The sequence below is a fragment of the Paraburkholderia sp. BL18I3N2 genome (assembly GCF_003001875.1).
In the GTDB taxonomy this organism is placed as follows: domain Bacteria; phylum Pseudomonadota; class Gammaproteobacteria; order Burkholderiales; family Burkholderiaceae; genus Paraburkholderia; species Paraburkholderia phytofirmans.
In genome coordinates this window covers 56,440-74,876 of the sequence record NZ_PVNC01000019.1, presented here as the reverse complement: position 1 = coordinate 74,876, position 18,437 = coordinate 56,440, and the positions used below count along the sequence as shown (strand labels likewise).

Below are 18,437 nucleotides of genomic sequence, written 5' to 3'. Positions count from 1 at the left end.
GCGCGCGTTGCTCAAGACGGCGCGACGGAAATATCCCACGAGCGTTGCGTAGCGGGCCTGACAAGCGGACCTGACAAGCGAGGCGGCCGAAGCGGCGCGGCCTCTCGTAAGCGTTGGTAAGAAAACAGTCGGCCGCGCGTCGTGCGCGTCAGCTTAAAATTTCAGCATGAATCCACAGGTCCTTATCGTCGACGACGATCCGGTCGTACGCGATCTGCTTTGCAAGTTTCTGCAGTCGAACGGCTTCGACGCGTCCGTGCTCCACGACGGCACACATCTCCAGCGCCGGCTCGAACGCGAACGGCCGTCCGTCGTCGTGCTCGACATCATGATGCCGAACACCGACGGCTTGCGCGCGCTCACCGCGTTGCGCGCCGCCGGCGACGACATTCCGGTGATCTTCGTGACAGCGCGCGGCACGGTGGCCGACCGCATTGTCGGGCTCTCGCTCGGCGCGGACGACTACCTGACCAAGCCGTTCGATCCGCGCGAATTGCTCGCCCGCATCCACACCGTTTTGCGCCGGCGCGGGCCTTCCACCACGAGCGCGCCGGAAGCCCGCAAGCCGTATCGCTTCGGCCCGTTCGAGCTCGACTTCGCCACCCGTTCGCTGTGCCGCGACAACTCGAAGCTGCCGCTGCGCGACAGTGAGTTCGCGCTCCTGAAGATCTTCGTCAACAATCCGTACAAGGTGCTGTCGCGCGTGCTGATTCACGATCTCGTGCATCGCGACAATCTCGCCTTCCGCGACCGCAGCCTCGACGTGCCGATCTGGCGCCTGCGCCGCGTGATCGAAGACGACCCGTCGAATCCCTGCTACGTGCAGACGGTGCGCGGCAAAGGCTACGTCTTCGTGCCCGACGCCAACGGCACGCCCTTCGCCGACGAGGCCGCCTCAAGCGCATGAAAAACCCGCTGAACACGCTGTTCGGCAGAATGGCGTTACTCTCGGCGGCGGTCTTGTTCGCAATTCAGGCCGGCTGGTTCGTGCTGGTGGTGATGCAGCCGCCGCGCCATGAAATCGACGGCTTCGCGCGTGGCATCCTGCTGGTGCTGCAGGCCGTCAACGGCGAGCCGATGAAGGGCGCCGCGCTCGCGCCCGCCATGCGCGTGCACCTCGTGCCCACCTGGAACATGCCGGCGAGCGTGCATCTGCACAAGCCGACGCAGCGTCCGCTGGAAGAACTGAGCCGGCATTTGCGCGAAAATCTGCCGGCCGGCACTCAGATCGCCGTCGACGACCTGCGCCCGCCGCAGTTGTGGGTGCTGTTTCCCGGCAAGCCGAACTGGGTCGTGGTGCCGGTCGACGTGCCGCCGCGCCCGCGCTTTCTGATCGAATCGATTTCGATGCTGCTCGCCGCGCTGATCCTCTCGCTGTTCGCGGTCTGGCAGATGCAGCGGCCGCTCTCGCGCGTCGCCGATGCCGCGCGTGCGTTCGGTTCGGGCGGCCGTCCGGAACCCGTGACGGTGCAAGGCCCGCGCGAGTTGCGCGATCTGATCGGTTCGTTCAACGACATGATGCGGCGTCTGAACGAAGCGGGCGACGATCAGGCCGTGATGCTGGCCGGCGTCGCGCATGATCTGAAGGCGCCGCTCACGCGGTTGAAGCTGCGCGCGAGCGTGCTGGTCGCGGAAAACGAGCGCGCCGGTCTGATCCGCGACGTCGACTCGCTCACCAATATCGTCCAGCAGTTTCTCGAATTCGCGGGCCAGTCCGCCGACGCCGGGCCGCCGGTCGAAGTCGACGACTTCCTGCAGGAACAGTTCTCCGCCAGCGACAGCAACGAAGCACCGCTCTTCACACTCGACCTGCGCGCCGGTTCGGCGTTCAAGCTGCCGCGTACGCTGCTCGACCGGCTGGTCACGAACCTCGTCGACAACGCGCTCGAACACGGCGCGCCGCCGGTGGATATCGCCACCGCCCGCACTGACGGCCATTGGGTGATTAGCGTGCGCGACCGCGGTCCCGGCATTCCGGACGACCGCATCGCCGCCGCCATGAAGCCGTTCGTCCGGCTCGACGCGGCGCGTGGCGGCGAAGGCCATTGCGGCCTCGGCCTCGCGATCGTCGCGCGGCTCGCTCACGATCGCGGCGGACGCTGTCACGTGCGTAATCACGCGCACGGCGGTCTGGAAGTGCGGATCGAATTGCCGGTTGTACCTGCGTTGACGTGAGAGAGACATGAGCGAGGTTGGGCGGCGCTTACGCGACCTTACCGGATCAACCATCGCAGGCGCGGCGGCTTTATAGTCGCCCCCGGCAACCTCGATGCCGCCCTTCTCTGTCCGCCCCGTCATTTAGGGCGGACTTTTTTTTGCCCGCTTTTTTCGTGTCAAACGCGTGGCTCGCGGCTTTGACGTCTCAGACCACGAGGCGGTTGTGCAAGGTGTCGATGGTCGTCTGCGAGACGCCGAGGCCTTGCGTCAGATAGCTCATCATCGTGCCGTAGATCGCCTGGACCTGGTCGAATCCAGCCTGCAGATAATTTTCCTGAACATTCATCAACGGCGCTTCGGCGGAAGCGATGGCGTCGCCGTCCTGTGCGCGCAGCCTGTTGGTTTGCGTCTCGATCGACGGCGCCAAGTAGACGTTGCTCAGCAGATAGTCCTGCATGATGACGTCGAGCGGCACGTTCGCAATGCTGAGCAGGAGCGCCGCCACCCAGCCGGCGCGGTCCTTGCCCGCGTTGGAGTGAAAGAGTTGCGCGCCGGGCCCTTCGGCGAGACTCGTCAGCAGCGCACCGTATGCGGCGCGCTGAGCGGCGCCGGTGACATAGCCGCGCGCCTGCGATTCCATGAACGCGACGGCGGCACCCGCCGTCTCGAAGTTTGGCGCGACGAAGTCAGTGATGCCGAGCACGTTGAGCGTCCGGGTGGTCGCGCCGCTCGGGAGGATATCGGCGGTACGGGCGATTTCACCGGGCGTGCGCAGGTCGTAGACGGAGGCAATGCCGAGCCGGTCGATCGTCGCCTGGTCGGTGGTGTTGAGCGTCAATGCGTTCGCGCGGTAGAACGCGCCCCGGCGCATCTGTTTGCCGTCGACGGTCGGATATCCCGCGGCCGCTCCCGCCAGATCGCGAAAGTTATCGACCGATGCAAGGCGCGGCGTGGCCGGCTGATCGGCGTCGAGATTGCCGCCGCCACACGCGGACAGCAGCGAGCCGCTCATGCCGGAAACCACCAGCACGCTGGCCGAGCGCTTCAGAAACGCACGTCGCGAGGCCAGCGGCGCCTCGTCCGAGAGTTGGCTTGTCCGCGGAAAAGTGCTCGCGGAGCGACGGGATGGCGAGCAGGTTTTTGCGGTAGCGGGCATTCGGCGTGGCTGGCGCGGGCGTGAGTGGATAAGTCGCAGCATCGGCGCTGCGAGCGCAGTTTAACCATGCTCAATATCGTTTGGGTTACACGGTAGTAGTTGGTAAGGAAAAAGCGGCTCGCGCGCGCCGCCCGAACAGCGCGATCGCCAGCCTGGCCGCCGCATCGCCTTTTCTCGAGCAGATTTCTCCGGCTTTTCATCTCTTATCGGTTTCTTACCGTTGCCTGCCATTTTTGACCACAACTGGCCGCACGACGCCCCATCCCCGTAGAATACAAACACCCCACATTCACGCCGACGGCAGGCCAACAAGCCCTGGAGACCACAACAAAACATGCCCTCTCTCCAATGGTTCACCGAACTGACCCAGCGCGAACGCCGCACGCTGTACGCCGGCTTCGGCGGTTACGCAGTCGACGCCTTCGACTTCATGATTTACTCCTTCCTCATTCCGACGCTGATCGCGACGTGGGGCATGACCAAAAGCGAAGCCGGCATGATCGCCACCAGTTCGCTGATCTCGTCGGCGGTGGGCGGCTGGCTCGCCGGCATTCTGGCCGACCGCTACGGCCGCATCCGCGTATTGCAGTGGACCATCGCCACCTTCGCGCTGTTCACCTTTCTATCCGGCTTCACGCACTCGTTCTGGCAGCTGCTCACCACGCGCACGCTGCAGGGCATCGGCTTCGGCGGTGAATGGTCGGTCGTGACGATCATGATGGCCGAGACCATTCGCTCGCCTCAGCATCGCGCCAAAGCGGTCGGCACAGTGCAAAGCAGCTGGTCGTTCGGCTGGGCGGCCGCGGCCATCATTTACTGGGCATTCTTCGCGCTGCTGCCGGAGCAATATGCATGGCGCGCCTGCTTCTGGATCGGCCTGCTGCCCGCCGCGTGGATCATCTACATTCGCCGCAACGTGAGCGATCCGGAGATCTTTCTCGAAACGCGCCGGGCTCGTGAGAGCGGTTTCGACACCTCGCACTTCCTGCAGATCTTCTCGGGCGCTCACCTCAAAACCACCCTGCTCGGCAGTGTGCTGTGCACCGGCATGCTCGGCGGCTATTACGCGATCACCACGTGGCTGCCGACCTATCTGAAAACCGTGCGGCATCTGTCGGTGTTCAACACCAGCGGTTATCTGATCGTGCTGATCGTCGGTTCATTCACGGGGTATATCGTCGGCGCGATTTTGTGCGACAAGATCGGCCGGCGCGCGTCGTTCGTGCTGTTCGCGATCGGCTCTTTCGTGCTCGGCATGTTCTACACCATGCTGCCGATCACCGACGGCATGATGCTGGCGCTCGGCTTTCCGCTCGGGATCGTGGTGCAAGGGATTTTCGCGGGCGTGGGCGCTTACCTGTCCGAGCTTTATCCGAATGCGATACGCGGTTCGGGACAAGGATTCTGCTACAACCTCGGGCGTGGAGTCGGCTCGTTCTTTCCGATTCTGGTCGGTACACTGTCGCAAACCATGACGCTGGTGAAAGCGATGGGCATCGTGGCCGGCTCAGGCTATCTGCTTGTGATCGTCGCCGCGTTGTGTCTGCCCGAAACCAAGGGCAAGGTACTCGGCGCGACCCAGCCTGCCGCCTGAATCCGCAGTACACACACATGAAAACGATTGTTCTGGGCGGCGGCGTGATTGGCGTCGCCACCGCTTTTTACCTTCGCCAGCAGGGCTGCGAAGTCACTGTGATCGAGCGCGAACCGGACGTTGCGCTCTCCACCAGTTTCGGCAACGCGGGGGTAATCGCGCCAGGCTATGTAACGCCTTGGGCCGCACCCGGCATGCCGGCCAAGATCCTCAAATACCTGTTCAAGCCGGCCTCGCCGCTGATCTTCCGCCCCACTCTCGATCCGGCTCAATGGCGCTGGATCGCGCGCTGGCTGCATGAATGCGATCTCGAACGGTTTCGCGTCAACAAGCAGCGCATGCAGCGCATTGCTTACTACAGCCGCGACTGTTTGCATGAATTCCGCGCCTGCTATCCCTTCGACTACGGCCGCAGCCAAGGCTATCTCCAGTTGTTCCGCAGCGAGTACGACGTCGAACTCGCGCAGCCGGCGCTCGCCGTGTTGCGCGACGCGGGTATCGCGCATCGGGAAGTCAGCGCGGCGCAGTGTGTCGAGATCGAGCCGGGTTTGAGCTGGGCGCGTCAGGCGCCGCTCTCGGGCCTCTATCTGCCTGACGACGAAGCCGGCGATTGCGCCCGCTTCACACGCGAGTTGCGCGCTATCTGCGAGCGCAACGACGTGCGCTTTCGCTTCGACACGCGGGTGACGTCGCTCGATGTGCAAGGCGGTGCGGTGCGCGCAGTGCGTATCGAGAGCGAACGCGGCGCCGAGATGCTGTACGCGGATGCCGTGGTGGTGGCGCTGGGCGTCGACAGTGCGGGGTTGCTCGCGCGGCTCGGCGTGAAGGTGCCGCTTTATCCGGTGAAGGGCTATTCCGCGACACTACCCGTCACCGATGAAGAAAAATCCCCGCGCGGCGCGCTGATGGACGAATCGCTGAAGACGGCGATCACGCGATTCGGCAACAACTTGCGGGTGGCCGGCACCGCGGAACTTGGCAATCGCCAAACCACCTTGCGCGAGCAGGCCTTGCAAACGCTGATGAAAGTGCTCAACGACTGGTTCCCGCACGCGGCCAATCCCACGTCCGCGCATTTCTGGGTCGGACGCCGTCCGATGACACCCGACGGCGCGCCGCTGCTCGGTCCGTCCGGCGTGGAGAAACTGTGGCTGAACCTCGGGCACGGCTCGACGGGCTGGGCGATGTCGATGGGTTCGGGGCGCGTAGTCGCGGATCTGATCACGCACCGTAAGCCGGAGATCGATCTCGATGGACTGACGTTGGCGCGGTATCGCAAGTCACGCGGCTAGTACCGCATCGAGAGGACATGTAAAAAAAGCCGGGTCACCCTCTCAGGTGCCCGGCTTTGTTTTTTCACCGCTTGATGCGCCGCCGACGCGGCACATTGTCGTCTCCACCTCTTCCTGCAAGCAGTAGCCGGTTTCCGCACACAGGCGCGAAAACCAGCCGGAGACGTTTAACGCGGCAGTTCCGAATGACCCATCAGGAAGGCATCGACCGAACGCGCGCACTGACGGCCTTCACGAATCGCCCACACCACCAGCGATTGACCGCGGCGCATGTCGCCCGCGGTAAACACCTTGTCCACCGAGGTGTAATACGCCTTCTCACCTTCGGTCGACGCGCGCACGTTGCCGCGATTGTCCTTGTCGACGCCGAACGCTTCGAGCACCGGCGACACCGGTTGCGTGAAGCCCATGGCGAGCAGCACCAGATCGGCCTTCATTTCGAATTCGGAACCCGGCACTTCCTGCATCTTGCCGTCCTTCCATTCGACGCGCGCCGCGATCAGCTTCTCGACCTTACCGTTCTTGCCTTCGAGGCGCTTGGTCGCGACCGCCCAATCACGCGAGCAGCCTTCGTCATGCGACGACGACGTGCGCAGCTTGATCGGCCAGTACGGCCACACGAGCGGCTTGTTTTCTTCTTCCGGCGGCTGCGGCAGCAGTTCGAATTGTGTGACGCTCTTCGCGCCATGACGATTCGACGTGCCCACGCAGTCCGAACCCGTATCGCCGCCGCCGATCACGACCACATGCTTGCCCTTCGCGAGCAACTGGTTCGCGACCTTGTCGCCGGCATTGACCTTGTTCTGCTGCGGCAGGAATTCCATCGCGTAGTGGATCCCTTCCAGCTCGCGGCCCGGCACCGGCAGATCGCGCGGCGTTTCCGAACCGCCGGCGATCACCACGGCGTCGAACTCTTCCTTCAGTTGCTCCGGCGAAACGGTTTCCTTCGCCGTGTTGCCGATATGCGCCGGCAGCGAATCCGCGCGGCCGATGAACACGCCCGCGCGGAACGTCACGCCTTCGGCTTCCATCTGACGCATGCGGCGATCGATCAGCCACTTCTCCAGCTTGAAGTCGGGAATGCCATAACGCAGCAAACCACCAATGCGGTCGTTCTTTTCGAACACGGTGACATCGTGCCCCGCGCGCGCCAGTTGCTGCGCGACGGCCAAACCGGCGGGGCCGGAACCGACCACGGCGACCTTCTTGCCGGTCTTGTGCTTCGGCGGCTGCGGCGCAACCCAGCCTTCGGCCCAGGCTTTGTCGATGATCGCGTGTTCGATCGACTTGATGCCGACCGGGTCGTCATTGATGCCGAGCGTACACGCCGCTTCGCACGGTGCCGGGCAAATGCGGCCCGTGAACTCGGGGAAGTTGTTCGTGGAGTGCAGCACTTCGATCGCGTTCTTCCAGTCCTGATGGAACACCAGGTCGTTGAAGTCCGGGATGATGTTGTTCACCGGGCAGCCGTTGTTGCAGAACGGAATGCCGCAGTCCATGCAGCGTGCGCCTTGAATCTTCGCTTCGTCGTCGGTCAGTGCGGCGACGAATTCCTTGTAGTGCTTCACACGCGTGAGCGGAGCTTCGTACGCCTCGTGGCGGCGTTCGAACTCGAGAAAACCGGTTGCCTTGCCCATGTGGTTCTCTTCTCTATCTGTATCTAGGGGTGATCTGGACCCGCCGCGTGCACCGTTGAACGGCGGGGCGCGGGGCGGGTACGGCTTGTATGTGACGTCTTTGGCTCGAGGCCCGTTGCGAATCAGGCGGCGAGCACTTCCTTGTTCGCCTTCTTCGCGGCCATTTCGCCCAGCGCGCGCTTGTATTCGGTCGGGAACACCTTCACGAATTGACGGCGCGACGCGTCCCAGTTTTCGAGCAGCGCCTTGGCGCGCGGCGAACCCGTGAACTGGAAGTGACGCTCGATGAGTCCCTTGAGCAGCGCTTCGTCGGTCGCGCCGGCGTGCCACAGGCCCTTGTCGACCGTGCGTTCCTGTTCGGCCGTTTGCAAGACCGGATCGAGCGCGACCATCGACTTGTTGCACTTGCCGGCGAACGAGCTGTCCGGGTCGTACACGTAGGCGATGCCGCCCGACATGCCGGCCGCGAAGTTACGGCCCGTTTCGCCGAGCACGACCACCGTGCCGCCCGTCATGTATTCGCAACCGTGGTCGCCGGTGCCTTCGACAACCGCCGTTGCGCCCGAGTTACGCACGCAGAAGCGCTCGCCGGCGACGCCGCGGAAGAACGCTTCACCTTCGATCGCGCCGTACATCACCGTGTTGCCGCAGATGATGTTCTCTTCCGACTTGCCGCGGAAATCGTTGGTCGGTCGGATGATGATGCGGCCGCCCGAGAGGCCCTTGCCGACGTAGTCGTTGCCGTCGCCGACCAGATCCAGCGTGACGCCTTTCGCGAGGAACGCGCCGAAGCTTTGACCCGCGGTGCCCTTCAACTGGATATGGATCGCGTCGTCGGGCAGGCCGTCGTGGCCATACTTCTTCGCGATCGTGCCGGACAGCATCGCGCCGACCGTACGATTCACGTTACGCACCGGCTGGATGAACGAGACGTGCTCGCCCTTCTCGATCGCCGCCTTCGCCTTTTCGATCAGCGTGTGGTCGAGTGCCTTGTCCAGACCGTGGTCCTGCACGTCGACATGCTTGCGCGCCACTTCAGCCGACACTTGCGGCAGGTAGAACACGCGCGAGAAGTCGAGACCCTTCGCCTTCCAGTGCTCGATGCCCTTCTTCATATCGAGCAGTTCGGCGTGGCCGATGAGGTCGTCGAACTTGCGGATGCCCAGTTGCGCCATGATTTCGCGCGCTTCTTCCGCAACGAAGAAGAAGAAGTTCACGACGTGTTCCGGCTGGCCCTGGAACTTCGCACGCAGCACCGGATCTTGCGTCGCGACGCCGACCGGGCAGGTGTTCAGGTGGCACTTGCGCATCATGATGCAGCCTTCGACGACGAGCGGCGCCGTCGCGAAACCGAACTCGTCCGCGCCGAGCAGCGCGCCGATCACGACATCGCGGCCGGTCTTCATCTGACCGTCGGCCTGCACGCGGATACGGCCGCGCAACTGGTTCAGCACCAGCGTTTGCTGCGTTTCGGCGAGACCGAGTTCCCACGGCGTGCCGGCATGTTTCACCGACGACAGCGGCGACGCGCCCGTACCGCCGTCATGGCCGGCGATCACGACGTGGTCGGCCTTGGCCTTGGCGACACCCGCGGCAACCGTACCGACGCCCGATTCCGACACCAGCTTCACCGAAATGCTGGCCGCCGAGTTGGCGTTCTTCAGATCGTGGATCAGCTGCGCCAGATCTTCGATCGAGTAGATGTCGTGGTGCGGCGGCGGCGAAATCAGACCGACGCCCGGCACCGAGTAACGCAGCTTGCCAATGTAGTCCGACACTTTGTGGCCCGGCAGCTGACCGCCTTCGCCCGGCTTCGCGCCTTGCGCCATCTTGATCTGGATCTGATCCGCCGACGCGAGATATTCCGCGGTCACGCCGAAACGGCCCGACGCCACCTGCTTGATCTTCGAGCGCAGCGAATCGCCTTCCTTCAACGGAATGTCGACGATCACTTCGTCGCCGATCACCGACTTCATGGTGTCGCCGTTCTTGATTGGAATGCCGCGCAGTTCGTTGCGGTAACGGTTCACGTCCTCGCCGCCTTCGCCGGTGTTCGACTTGCCGCCGATGCGGTTCATCGCGACCGCCAGCGTGGCGTGCGCTTCAGTCGAGATCGAGCCCAGCGACATCGCGCCGGTGGCGAAACGCTTGACGATTTCCTTCGCCGATTCGACTTCGTCGAGCGGGATGGCCTTGGTCGGATCGAACTTGAATTCGAACAGGCCCCGGAACGTCATGTGACGCTTGGTCTGATCGTTGATCAGATGCGCGTATTCCTTGTACGTCTGATACGAGTTGCTGCGCGCCGAGTGTTGCAGCTTGGCGATCGCATCCGGCGTCCACATGTGTTCTTCGCCGCGCACGCGATAAGCGTATTCGCCGCCCGCGTCGAGCATGTTCGCGAGGACCGGGTTGTCGCCGAACGCGTCGCGATGCAGACGGATCGCTTCTTCCGCGACGTCGAACAGGCCGATGCCGCCGACCTTCGACGACGTGCCCTTGAAGTACTTCACCACCAGGTCTTCAGCCAGGCCGACCGCTTCGAAAATCTGCGCGCCGGTGTACGACATGTAGGTCGAAATGCCCATCTTCGACATGACCTTCATCAGGCCCTTGCCGACTGCCTTCGTGAAGTTGTAGACCGCCTTCTCCGCCGACAGATCGCCCTTCAGGCCGGCCGCGAGCTGGCTCAGCGTTTCCATGGCGAGGTACGGGTGCACGGCTTCCGCGCCGTAGCCCGCGAGCAACGCGAAGTGGTGCGTTTCACGCGCCGAGCCGGTTTCCACGACCAGGCCCGCGCTCGTGCGCAGACCATGCTGCACGAGGTGCGTGTGGATCGCGGCGGTGGCCAGCAGCGCCGGAATCGCCACGTTGTCGCGGTCGGCCTTGCGGTCCGACACGATCAGCATGTTGTAGCCGGACTTGACGGCATCGACGGCTTCCGCGCACAGAGACGCGAGGCGCGCTTCGATGCCTTCCTTGCCCCATGCCACCGGATAGCAGATGTTCAGCTCGTACGAGCTGAACTTGCCGCCCGTGTACTGATCGATCGCGCGGATCTTCGCGATGTCCTTGAAGTCGAGCACCGGCTGCGACACTTCGAGACGCATCGGCGGGTTGATGTTGTTCGTGTCCAGCAGGTTCGGCTTCGGACCGACGAACGACACCAGCGACATCACCATGTTTTCGCGGATCGGGTCGATCGGCGGGTTCGTGACTTGCGCGAACAGCTGCTTGAAGTAGTGATAGAGCGTCTTGTTCTTGTTGGACATGACCGCCAGCGGCGAGTCGTTGCCCATCGAGCCGACGGCTTCTTCGCCGGCTTGCGCCATCGGCGCCATCAGGAACTTGAGGTCTTCCTGCGTGTAGCCGAACGCCTGCTGGCGATCCAGCAAAGCGGCGGCTTCGCGGCGTTCCGTCGCGACGTCTTCGGCCTTCGGCTCGATCTCGTCGAGCTTGATGCGCACGGCGTCGATCCAGCTCTTGTACGGCTTGGCGTTCGCGAGGTTGTCCTTCAGTTCCTTGTCGTCGATGATGCGGCCGTGTTCCATGTCGATCAGGAACATCTTGCCCGGCTGCAGACGCCATTTCTTGACGATCTTCGACTCGGGGATAGGCAGCGTGCCGGCTTCCGAGGCCATGATGACGAGATCGTCGTCCGTGATGATGTAGCGCGCCGGACGCAGACCGTTACGGTCGAGCGTCGCGCCGATCTGACGGCCGTCGGTGAAGGCGATCGCGGCGGGGCCGTCCCACGGCTCCATCATCGCGGCGTGGTATTCGTAGAACGCGCGGCGGTTGTCGTCCATCAGCGTGTGTTGTTCCCAGGCTTCCGGGATCATCATCATCATCGCGTGGACGAGCGGGTAGCCGGCCATCACCAGCAGTTCGAGACAGTTGTCGAACGAGGCGGTGTCGGATTGGCCCGGATAGATCAGCGGCCAGAGCTTCGGCAGATCGTCGCCGAGCACGTGCGAGGCGATCGCGCCGGTGCGGGCGTTCAGCCAGTTGACGTTGCCCTTCACCGTGTTGATCTCGCCGTTGTGGGCGATCATGCGGTACGGGTGAGCCAGTTCCCACGCGGGGAAGGTGTTGGTCGAGAAGCGTTGGTGCACGAGCGCCAGCGCGGAGACCGTGCGGTCGTCCTGCAGGTCGCGGTAGTACACGCCGACCTGGCCGGCCAGCAGCAGGCCTTTGTAGACGACCGTGCGCGCCGAGCACGACGGCACGAAGTATTCCTTGCCGTGCTTGAGCTTGAGTGCCTGGATGCGGTGGCTCGCGGTCTTGCGGATGATGTACAGCTTCCGCTCGAGCGCGTCCGTCACCATGATGTCCTTGCCGCGGCCGATAAAGATCTGGCGGATCAGCGGCTCGCTCGCCTTCACGGTAGGCGAAATCGGCATGGTGTGGTCGACCGGCACATCGCGCCAACCCAGCACGACCTGGCCTTCGGCCTTCACCGTGCGTTCCAGTTCCTGTTCACAAGCCAGACGCGAGGCGTGTTCCTTCGGCAGGAAGACCATGCCGACGCCATATTCGCCGTGCGGCGGCAGCACCACGCCCTGCTTGGCCATTTCCTCGCGATAGAAGCCGTCCGGAATCTGGATCAGGATGCCCGCGCCGTCGCCCATCAGCGGATCGGCGCCGACGGCGCCCCGGTGGTCGAGGTTCTCGAGAATCTTCAGGCCCTGCTCGATGATCTCGTGGCTTTTCTTGCCCTTGATGTGAGCGACGAAGCCGACGCCGCAGGCGTCGTGCTCGTTTTGCGGGTCGTACAGACCTTGCGCGGCGGGAACCGGGTGAGTCGGTTGCTGGTGGTCGTTCATGGGGACACCGTCTGTGAGGGGCCGGACAGGCCGTTAAACCGTTTTTTCTATTGCCGCAGTGCGATTCACGACAACCGCGACGGCGCGCTCAACGCTCGATGCTACCCGCGTCAAAAAGCGCCGGAATTCGGAATATACGCGACGAATCAATGGAATAGCAAATAAAACGTGATTATTGAACCCCAATTATCAAGTTGGTGCATTGCGGTGCATTTTTATTGGTGCCATATCATATTGGGGCAAAAGAAAACGGCATGCGAAGATGCCGTTCCGCTGCAGCCCTTTGATCCGAAACGCTTTATTGCTGCTGCGGCGTCTCGCGCACCTTGCGCGGCCGTCCGCGCGGCAATGGCGACACACGCCGGTTGGCGGCCCGCGCCGCCCACTCGCGGTACGTATCGCTGCCCAAAACCCAGCCCTTAAGCGTGGCCTGCTGAAGCTGACTGGCCTCGCGTTCGTCTAGCGGCTGCTCGCACAGTTCGCGGTAAGCGCGCTGGCGTTCGAACGGCGTATTGCCGAGCGACCAGTACAGCGGATGGTCGGTGATCAGGCTATCGAGCGTCAGGCCGATGTGATGGCGGTAGCTCGACCAGCGGTAATCTTCCGGCGCGCTAACGAGTCCCGCGCGAACCGGACACATCTCGACCACGCGGCTCGCTAGCAGAAAGTAGCGCTCACCTTCGATCACCGTAGCTCTGTAGCGCCCTTCCCACAACGTGCCACGGCGCGCGTAGCGCCTGTTAAAGTGCGCCACGTAACGGCGCCCAACCGCCTGCATCGCCTTCGGCAGACTCGACTCCTCGGTCGGCGTAACGAGCAGTTGCACCGCGCCCGGCATCAACGCATACGCGTGGATGGACAAGTGGTGATCGCGCGAAGCCGCTTTCAAACAATCGATGAAGAGCTCGTAGTCCTGGTCGTCGACGAAAGCGGGCTGCTGATCGAGCCCGCGAAGGATGACGTGCTGCGGCTGGTCAGGGACATAGAGACGTGCAAGCCGTGCCATGCTGGAGTATCCGATAGTCGCGTTGGTACATACCCGAAGGTCCGAAGAACCGCATGCGCTCAAGCTTCGGCGCCATGCGGCAGAGCCAGAAACCACGCGGTGCTTAGGGAGAAAGCTCTAACCGCCGCGTATGGTTTGTTTCAAACGTTGTAGTCATAATGAGCGGGCCTTTTTTGGAGGAGCACATATGAAATTAAAACAGGCCGTAACGGGGATCGCGGCGCTAGCCTGCATGACAACGGCAGCACACGCGCAATCGGCCGGTAGCTTTTACGTCACCTCGGGCTGGTTCCATCTAGCGCCTCAATCGAGCAGCAACCCGCTGAAAGTGACGAGCATTGGGGGCAGCCCGACCAACATCACAGAAGCCAACACCGGTGCAAAACTGGATTCCGCCGACACCATCGGCTTTACCGCCGGTTACTTTGTCACCGATCACATCGCGACCGAATTCGTGATCGGCGTGCCGCCCACGTTCGACCTGGAAGGCTCTGGTAGCCTTGCCCAGTTCGGCAAGCTGGGGCAGGCAAAACAGTGGAGCCCGACTCTGCTGTTCAAGTACTACTTCAATGCTCCGACCGCTGCATTCCGCCCGTACCTCGGCGTCGGCGTGAGCCGAGTTTCGTTCACCGACGAAAAGATCACCAACAGCGCGTTCGAGGCCAATGTTCTGCATGGTCCGACCAGTGTTACTACGGATAGTTCGTGGGAGCCGGTGTTTAATGCCGGCTTCACTTATGCATTCACCCAGCACTGGTTCGCGGGCGTATCAATTTCTTACCTGCCGCTCAGCACCACCGCCAAGCTCAACACCGCGGCCAACACGCCGGTGGGCACGTTGAACGTGCAATCGGAGACCAAGATCAAACTGAACCCGATCGTCACCTACGTCAACATCGGTTACCGTTTCTAACGCTTCCGGAAATTAGGGGCTGTAGAGGTAGGGTAGTCGAATTTTCGTGGCTTGGACAACGCCGTCATGCATCCAATGGCGGCGTTTTTATTTTGTGCGCGCTTCATAGAGGCCGGGTCGGCGGTCATGGAAGCCGCGCGCGGATCATCTATCGGCGTTTGTAAAATTGACCCGGAATTGCGCCATGCTGTGCAATACCTGCCGACGAACCTGCGTTCGGACCACGGTGGCTAGGGGCTGGTGGGTTTGGCACCGAAGTTGCGTTCGCATGGTGTTTCCCGCGTCGCGACGTGATACTGCGTCTTCGTGACAACGCGCGGGACCCTTTTCACCTCATCGACGGAGCGACCATGACTGCACTTCCGAATACGCGAGACGCCCTCGGCGAATCCTGGACCAGCACCAGCCGCCGTGCGCGGCGTATCGCTCGCCACAGCCGCCACGCAGCCGAAGATATCGCAGGCGAACTGCGCACGCTAATGTCGGAACTCGAATCCACGCTGGCGGACGGCACGCAAGCCGACGCGGTGGCGTTGCGCGGCAAGCTTCGCAAACAACTCGAGGTCGCGCGCGCCCGCCTGAACGATACGCGCGATGCCGTGCGCGAACGCGCCCAAGTGGCGGTGGCGGACGCCGACGATTACGTGCATGAGAATCCGTGGCAGACGATTGCGATCGTCGGCGGCGTCGCGCTGATCGCGGGCGCGCTGTTCGCGTCGCGGCTGCGTTAAGGCGTCTACCGCGCGAGCTGCCGCCGATCGGCGGCGGCTCGCCGCAGGTGTTCTATACGCCACTGGCGCCGGCTCGCGGCCGGCGCCAGTTCGTGCCGCGCTGCTCAGTTGTCGTCGATCACGAACAGCCGCTGGTATTCCTTGACCGCGTAGCGATCCGTCATCCCCGCGATGTAGTGGGCGATCAGACGCGGTTGCTGAGTTGCGTCGCTTGACTGATAACTCGGCGGCAGAAGCCGCGGATCGTCCGTGAACGCGTCGAACAACCCGGCGACGACGCGGCGCGCCTTGTTGGCCATACGCATCACGCGGTAATGGCGATACAGGTTCTTGAATAGAAAGCGCTTGAGCGCCGCAGCCTGCGCGGCGATTTCGTCGCTATGCGCGACGAGCGCGGGCGATAGGCGCACCGCGTCCAGGGACGCCGGCGCGTGCCGGTCCAGATTCGCCCTGGTCGTATCGATCAGATCGACGATCAGCGTATTGATGATGCGGCGCACCGTCTCGTGAATAAGCCGCCGCCCTTCGATCTGCGGAAAATCGCTGCGCGCCGTTTCGTAGTGCACCTGCCACAACTCCACTTCGGCGAGTTGTTCGACGGTGAGCAGGCCCGAGCGCAGACCATCGTCGACGTCGTGGTTGTTGTACGCGATCTCGTCGGCCACGTTCGCGATCTGCGCCTCGATGGACGGTTGCCGCGCTTCCAGAAAGCGCTCGCCCAACGCGCCGAGCCGCCGCGCGTTCTCGCGCGAACAGTGCTTCAGAATCCCCTCACGGGTTTCGAAACACAGATTCAGGCCGTTGAACGCACCGTAGTGCTCCTCCAGATCATCGACAACCGCCAGGCTCTGCAGATTGTGCTCGAAGCCACCGTGCTCGCGCATGCATTCGTTGAGCGCATCCTGTCCAGCATGGCCGAACGGCGTATGCCCCAGGTCGTGGGCAAGGGAGATGGCTTCGACGAGATCTTCGTTCACTCTCAGATTGCGCGCGACCGACCGCGCGATCTGCGCGACTTCCAGGCTGTGAGTCAGACGCGTGCGAAACAGGTCGCCCTCGTGATTCACGAACACCTGAGTTTTGTACTCGAGCCTGCGGAATGCCGTCGAATGGACGATGCGGTCGCGGTCGCGCTGGAATTCGGTACGTGCGCTGGGGGCGGCCTCCGGATAGCGGCGACCACGCGATTGCGCGGAATGCGCCGCGTACGGCGCGAGGTGCGCTTCGAGTGCTTCCTGCGAAGGCACGCTGATTGCCGCCGCGCCTGCCGCCGGTTCATGCTTTACATCGTCGCTGCGCCTGTCAGTCACCGGGTTCTCCGAAACATGGGCGGCGCCTCGTGACGCGAGTGCGTGCTGCGTTGCTGGATGCCCCGCGAGACTCAGACGGCGGCGGCCAGCGTGGCGTGCACCTCGGCGTCGGGCGCCTGGGTGATCAGCGTCTCACCGAAACGCTTCAGCAGAATGAATTTGATCGCGCCTGCTTCCGCTTTCTTGTCGACCCGCATGAGTTCGACATATCGCGAGTCGCCCAGCGCGGGTGCGCGGGTCGGCAAATGCGCGGCGACGATCACATCGACCAGACGCTTGCGCGCCGCCTCGTCGAGATAGCCGAGGCGTACGGACAGATCCGCCGCCATCACCATCCCGCAGCCCACTGCTTCACCATGCAGCCACTCGCCGTAGCCGAGGCCGGCTTCGATCGCATGGCCGAAGGTGTGGCCAAAATTGAGGATGGCGCGCAGTCCGCCCTCCCGCTCGTCCTGCGCGACCACCGACGCCTTGATTTCGCATGACCGCTTGACTGCCTCAGCCAGCGCTTCAGGTTCGCAGCGGTTCAATGCCTCGATATTGGCTTCGATCCAGCTGAAAAAACCCGCGTCGGCGATGGCGCCGGTCTTGATCACTTCGGCGATGCCCGCCGCCAGTTCACGCGGCGGCAGCGTGCGCAGCGCGCCGATGTCGGCGATCACCGCCTGCGGCTGGTAGAACGCGCCGATCATGTTCTTGCCGAGCGGGTGATTGATGCCCGTCTTGCCGCCCACCGACGAATCCACCTGCGACAGCAACGTGGTCGGCACCTGAATGAACGGCACGCCGCGCATGTAGCAGGCGGCCGCAAAACCCGTCATGTCGCCGATCACGCCGCCACCCAACGCGATCAACGTGGTCTTGCGATCGGCGCGGCCGCCGAGCAGCGCGTCGAAAATCAGGTTCAGGGTTTCGAGATTCTTGTACGCCTCGCCGTCGGGCAAGACGACCGTGGACACCTGCTTGCCGAGCGGCGCCAGCGCGGCGCGCAGCTTGTCGCCGTAGAGCGGATCGACGGTGGAATCGGTGACGATGGTGACCGAGCTACCGGCGATATGCGGCGCGAACAGCGCGGTCTGGCCGATCAGGTCGGTACCGATATGGATAGGGTAGGCGCGCGCGCCCAGTTCGACGTTGACGGTATTCATACGGTCCATTATGACGCAGGATGTTTGGCGACGCCGGCCATCTCGAGCTGCATCAGAACCATGTTGACGAGTCCGTTGACCGAAGGCCGGCCGGTTTCGATCACGAAATGCGCGCATTCCCGGTATAACGGGTCGCGCACTTCGTAGAGCGCTTCAAGACGCGCTTTGGGGTCTTCGGTCTGCAACAGCGGGCGATTCTTGTCGCGCCGGGTGCGCAGCCACAGGTCGTGCGGATTGGCACGCAGATAGATCACCACTCCGCGATTTTGCAGCGCTTCGCGGTTTTCCGGCCGCAGTATCGCGCCGCCGCCGGTGGCGAGGACGATACTGTCACGCCCGGTCAGGTCGGAAATCACGCTGGCTTCGCGCTCGCGGAAGCCCGCTTCGCCCTCCAGCTCGAAGATCACCGGGATGCGCGCGCCCGTGCGCGCCTCGATTTCATGGTCGGAATCGAAGAACGGGCGATCGAGACGGCGCGCAATGGCCCGGCCCACGGTGGTTTTCCCTGCCCCCATGAGCCCTACGAAAAATACATTGGCGTGTGCGTCCCGCGCTTGCAACGGTGTCCTCTGGCTAATCCGGTTTGGTTCGTGCCGCAGCTTACTGGCAAAGCGGCTGCCTTGTCGAGCCTGCGCCCCGCTTGAGAGCGCCCTCAGCCCTGTCGCTC

14 protein-coding genes are annotated in these 18,437 nt (G+C 63.3%); 7 read left to right on the top strand and 7 right to left on the bottom strand.

Going from position 1 to position 18,437, the window contains the following annotated elements; translation table 11 throughout:
- The first annotated feature begins 166 nt into the window (after positions 1-166).
- Together B0G75_RS32590 and B0G75_RS32585 are read left to right on the top strand one after the other, a co-directional pair.
- A complete protein-coding gene (locus B0G75_RS32590; RefSeq protein ID WP_106314076.1) occupies positions 167-907 on the top strand; it encodes a response regulator in 741 nt (246 codons plus the stop codon).
- Positions 904-2,175 (top strand): ATP-binding protein, encoded by a 1,272-nt coding sequence (locus B0G75_RS32585; protein ID WP_106314075.1) that lies wholly within the window; start codon positions 904-906, stop codon positions 2,173-2,175. Before B0G75_RS32590 ends, B0G75_RS32585 begins: the two co-directional genes overlap by 4 nt.
- Positions 2,176-2,362: 187 nt before the next feature.
- On the opposite strand, the gene B0G75_RS32580 is transcribed toward B0G75_RS32585, so the two are convergent.
- On the bottom strand, positions 2,363-3,313 hold the full coding sequence (locus tag B0G75_RS32580; RefSeq protein ID WP_106314074.1) for a tyrosine-protein phosphatase: 951 nt from the start codon (positions 3,311-3,313) through the stop codon (positions 2,363-2,365).
- A gap of 334 nt (positions 3,314-3,647) precedes the next feature.
- Between B0G75_RS32580 and B0G75_RS32575 the strand changes: the two genes are divergently transcribed.
- Positions 3,648-4,907 (top strand): MFS transporter, encoded by a 1,260-nt coding sequence (locus tag B0G75_RS32575; protein WP_106314073.1) that lies wholly within the window; start codon positions 3,648-3,650, stop codon positions 4,905-4,907.
- 17 nt (positions 4,908-4,924) lie between these two features.
- Positions 4,925-6,199, top strand: coding sequence for a D-amino acid dehydrogenase (locus tag B0G75_RS32570; protein ID WP_106314072.1), 1,275 nt, complete (start codon positions 4,925-4,927; stop codon positions 6,197-6,199).
- Positions 6,200-6,366: 167 nt separating this feature from the next.
- Here the strand turns inward: B0G75_RS32570 and B0G75_RS32565 are convergent, their stop codons facing one another.
- The 3 genes from B0G75_RS32565 to B0G75_RS32555 all read right to left on the bottom strand — a co-directional run bounded on the left by B0G75_RS32565 (position 6,367) and on the right by B0G75_RS32555 (position 13,668).
- The gene (locus tag B0G75_RS32565) at positions 6,367-7,836 is read right to left on the bottom strand and encodes a glutamate synthase subunit beta (protein ID WP_012434538.1); all 1,470 of its coding nucleotides are present in this window, start codon (positions 7,834-7,836) and stop codon (positions 6,367-6,369) included.
- 122 nt (positions 7,837-7,958) lie between these two features.
- Positions 7,959-12,662 (bottom strand): glutamate synthase-related protein, encoded by a 4,704-nt coding sequence (locus B0G75_RS32560; RefSeq protein ID WP_106314071.1) that lies wholly within the window; start codon positions 12,660-12,662, stop codon positions 7,959-7,961.
- Between the two features lie 298 nt (positions 12,663-12,960).
- Positions 12,961-13,668: a transposase gene (locus B0G75_RS32555; RefSeq protein ID WP_007180173.1), complete on the bottom strand. Its 708-nt coding sequence runs from the start codon at positions 13,666-13,668 to the stop codon at positions 12,961-12,963.
- A 187-nt stretch (positions 13,669-13,855) separates the two neighbouring features.
- Here B0G75_RS32555 and B0G75_RS32550 point away from each other — a divergent pair, with 187 nt between their 5' ends.
- From B0G75_RS32550 to B0G75_RS32545, 3 genes are all read left to right on the top strand, one after another.
- On the top strand, positions 13,856-14,581 hold the full coding sequence (locus B0G75_RS32550; RefSeq protein ID WP_106314070.1) for an OmpW family protein: 726 nt from the start codon (positions 13,856-13,858) through the stop codon (positions 14,579-14,581).
- A gap of 51 nt (positions 14,582-14,632) precedes the next feature.
- A complete protein-coding gene (locus tag B0G75_RS40350) occupies positions 14,633-14,815 on the top strand; it encodes a hypothetical protein (RefSeq protein ID WP_146142560.1) in 183 nt (60 codons plus the stop codon).
- Between the two features lie 116 nt (positions 14,816-14,931).
- Positions 14,932-15,312, top strand: coding sequence for a YqjD family protein (locus tag B0G75_RS32545; protein WP_106314069.1), 381 nt, complete (start codon positions 14,932-14,934; stop codon positions 15,310-15,312).
- Positions 15,313-15,416: 104 nt separating this feature from the next.
- Here the strand turns inward: B0G75_RS32545 and B0G75_RS32540 are convergent, their stop codons facing one another.
- The 3 genes from B0G75_RS32540 to B0G75_RS32530 form a co-directional block, all read right to left on the bottom strand.
- On the bottom strand, positions 15,417-16,622 hold the full coding sequence (locus tag B0G75_RS32540; protein ID WP_106314068.1) for a deoxyguanosinetriphosphate triphosphohydrolase: 1,206 nt from the start codon (positions 16,620-16,622) through the stop codon (positions 15,417-15,419).
- A 71-nt stretch (positions 16,623-16,693) separates the two neighbouring features.
- A complete protein-coding gene (aroB, locus tag B0G75_RS32535) occupies positions 16,694-17,779 on the bottom strand; it encodes a 3-dehydroquinate synthase (RefSeq protein WP_106314067.1) in 1,086 nt (361 codons plus the stop codon).
- Positions 17,779-18,330 (bottom strand): shikimate kinase, encoded by a 552-nt coding sequence (locus B0G75_RS32530; protein ID WP_012434546.1) that lies wholly within the window; start codon positions 18,328-18,330, stop codon positions 17,779-17,781. The genes aroB and B0G75_RS32530 overlap by 1 nt, the downstream gene beginning before the upstream one ends.
- Positions 18,331-18,437 lie beyond the last annotated feature (107 nt).

Coding starts and splice junctions, on each gene's coding strand:
- aroB (WP_106314067.1), bottom strand. CDS start 17,779: ATGGACCGTATGAATACCGTCAACGTCGAACTGGGCGCGCGCGCCTAC.
- B0G75_RS32580 (WP_106314074.1), bottom strand. CDS start 3,313: ATGCCCGCTACCGCAAAAACCTGCTCGCCATCCCGTCGCTCCGCGAGC.
- B0G75_RS32565 (WP_012434538.1), bottom strand. CDS start 7,836: ATGGGCAAGGCAACCGGTTTTCTCGAGTTCGAACGCCGCCACGAGGCG.
- B0G75_RS32590 (WP_106314076.1), top strand. CDS start 167: ATGAATCCACAGGTCCTTATCGTCGACGACGATCCGGTCGTACGCGAT.
- B0G75_RS32570 (WP_106314072.1), top strand. CDS start 4,925: ATGAAAACGATTGTTCTGGGCGGCGGCGTGATTGGCGTCGCCACCGCT.
- B0G75_RS32555 (WP_007180173.1), bottom strand. CDS start 13,668: ATGGCACGGCTTGCACGTCTCTATGTCCCTGACCAGCCGCAGCACGTC.
- B0G75_RS32575 (WP_106314073.1), top strand. CDS start 3,648: ATGCCCTCTCTCCAATGGTTCACCGAACTGACCCAGCGCGAACGCCGC.
- B0G75_RS32585 (WP_106314075.1), top strand. CDS start 904: ATGAAAAACCCGCTGAACACGCTGTTCGGCAGAATGGCGTTACTCTCG.
- B0G75_RS32550 (WP_106314070.1), top strand. CDS start 13,856: ATGAAATTAAAACAGGCCGTAACGGGGATCGCGGCGCTAGCCTGCATG.
- B0G75_RS32560 (WP_106314071.1), bottom strand. CDS start 12,662: ATGAACGACCACCAGCAACCGACTCACCCGGTTCCCGCCGCGCAAGGT.
- B0G75_RS32545 (WP_106314069.1), top strand. CDS start 14,932: ATGACTGCACTTCCGAATACGCGAGACGCCCTCGGCGAATCCTGGACC.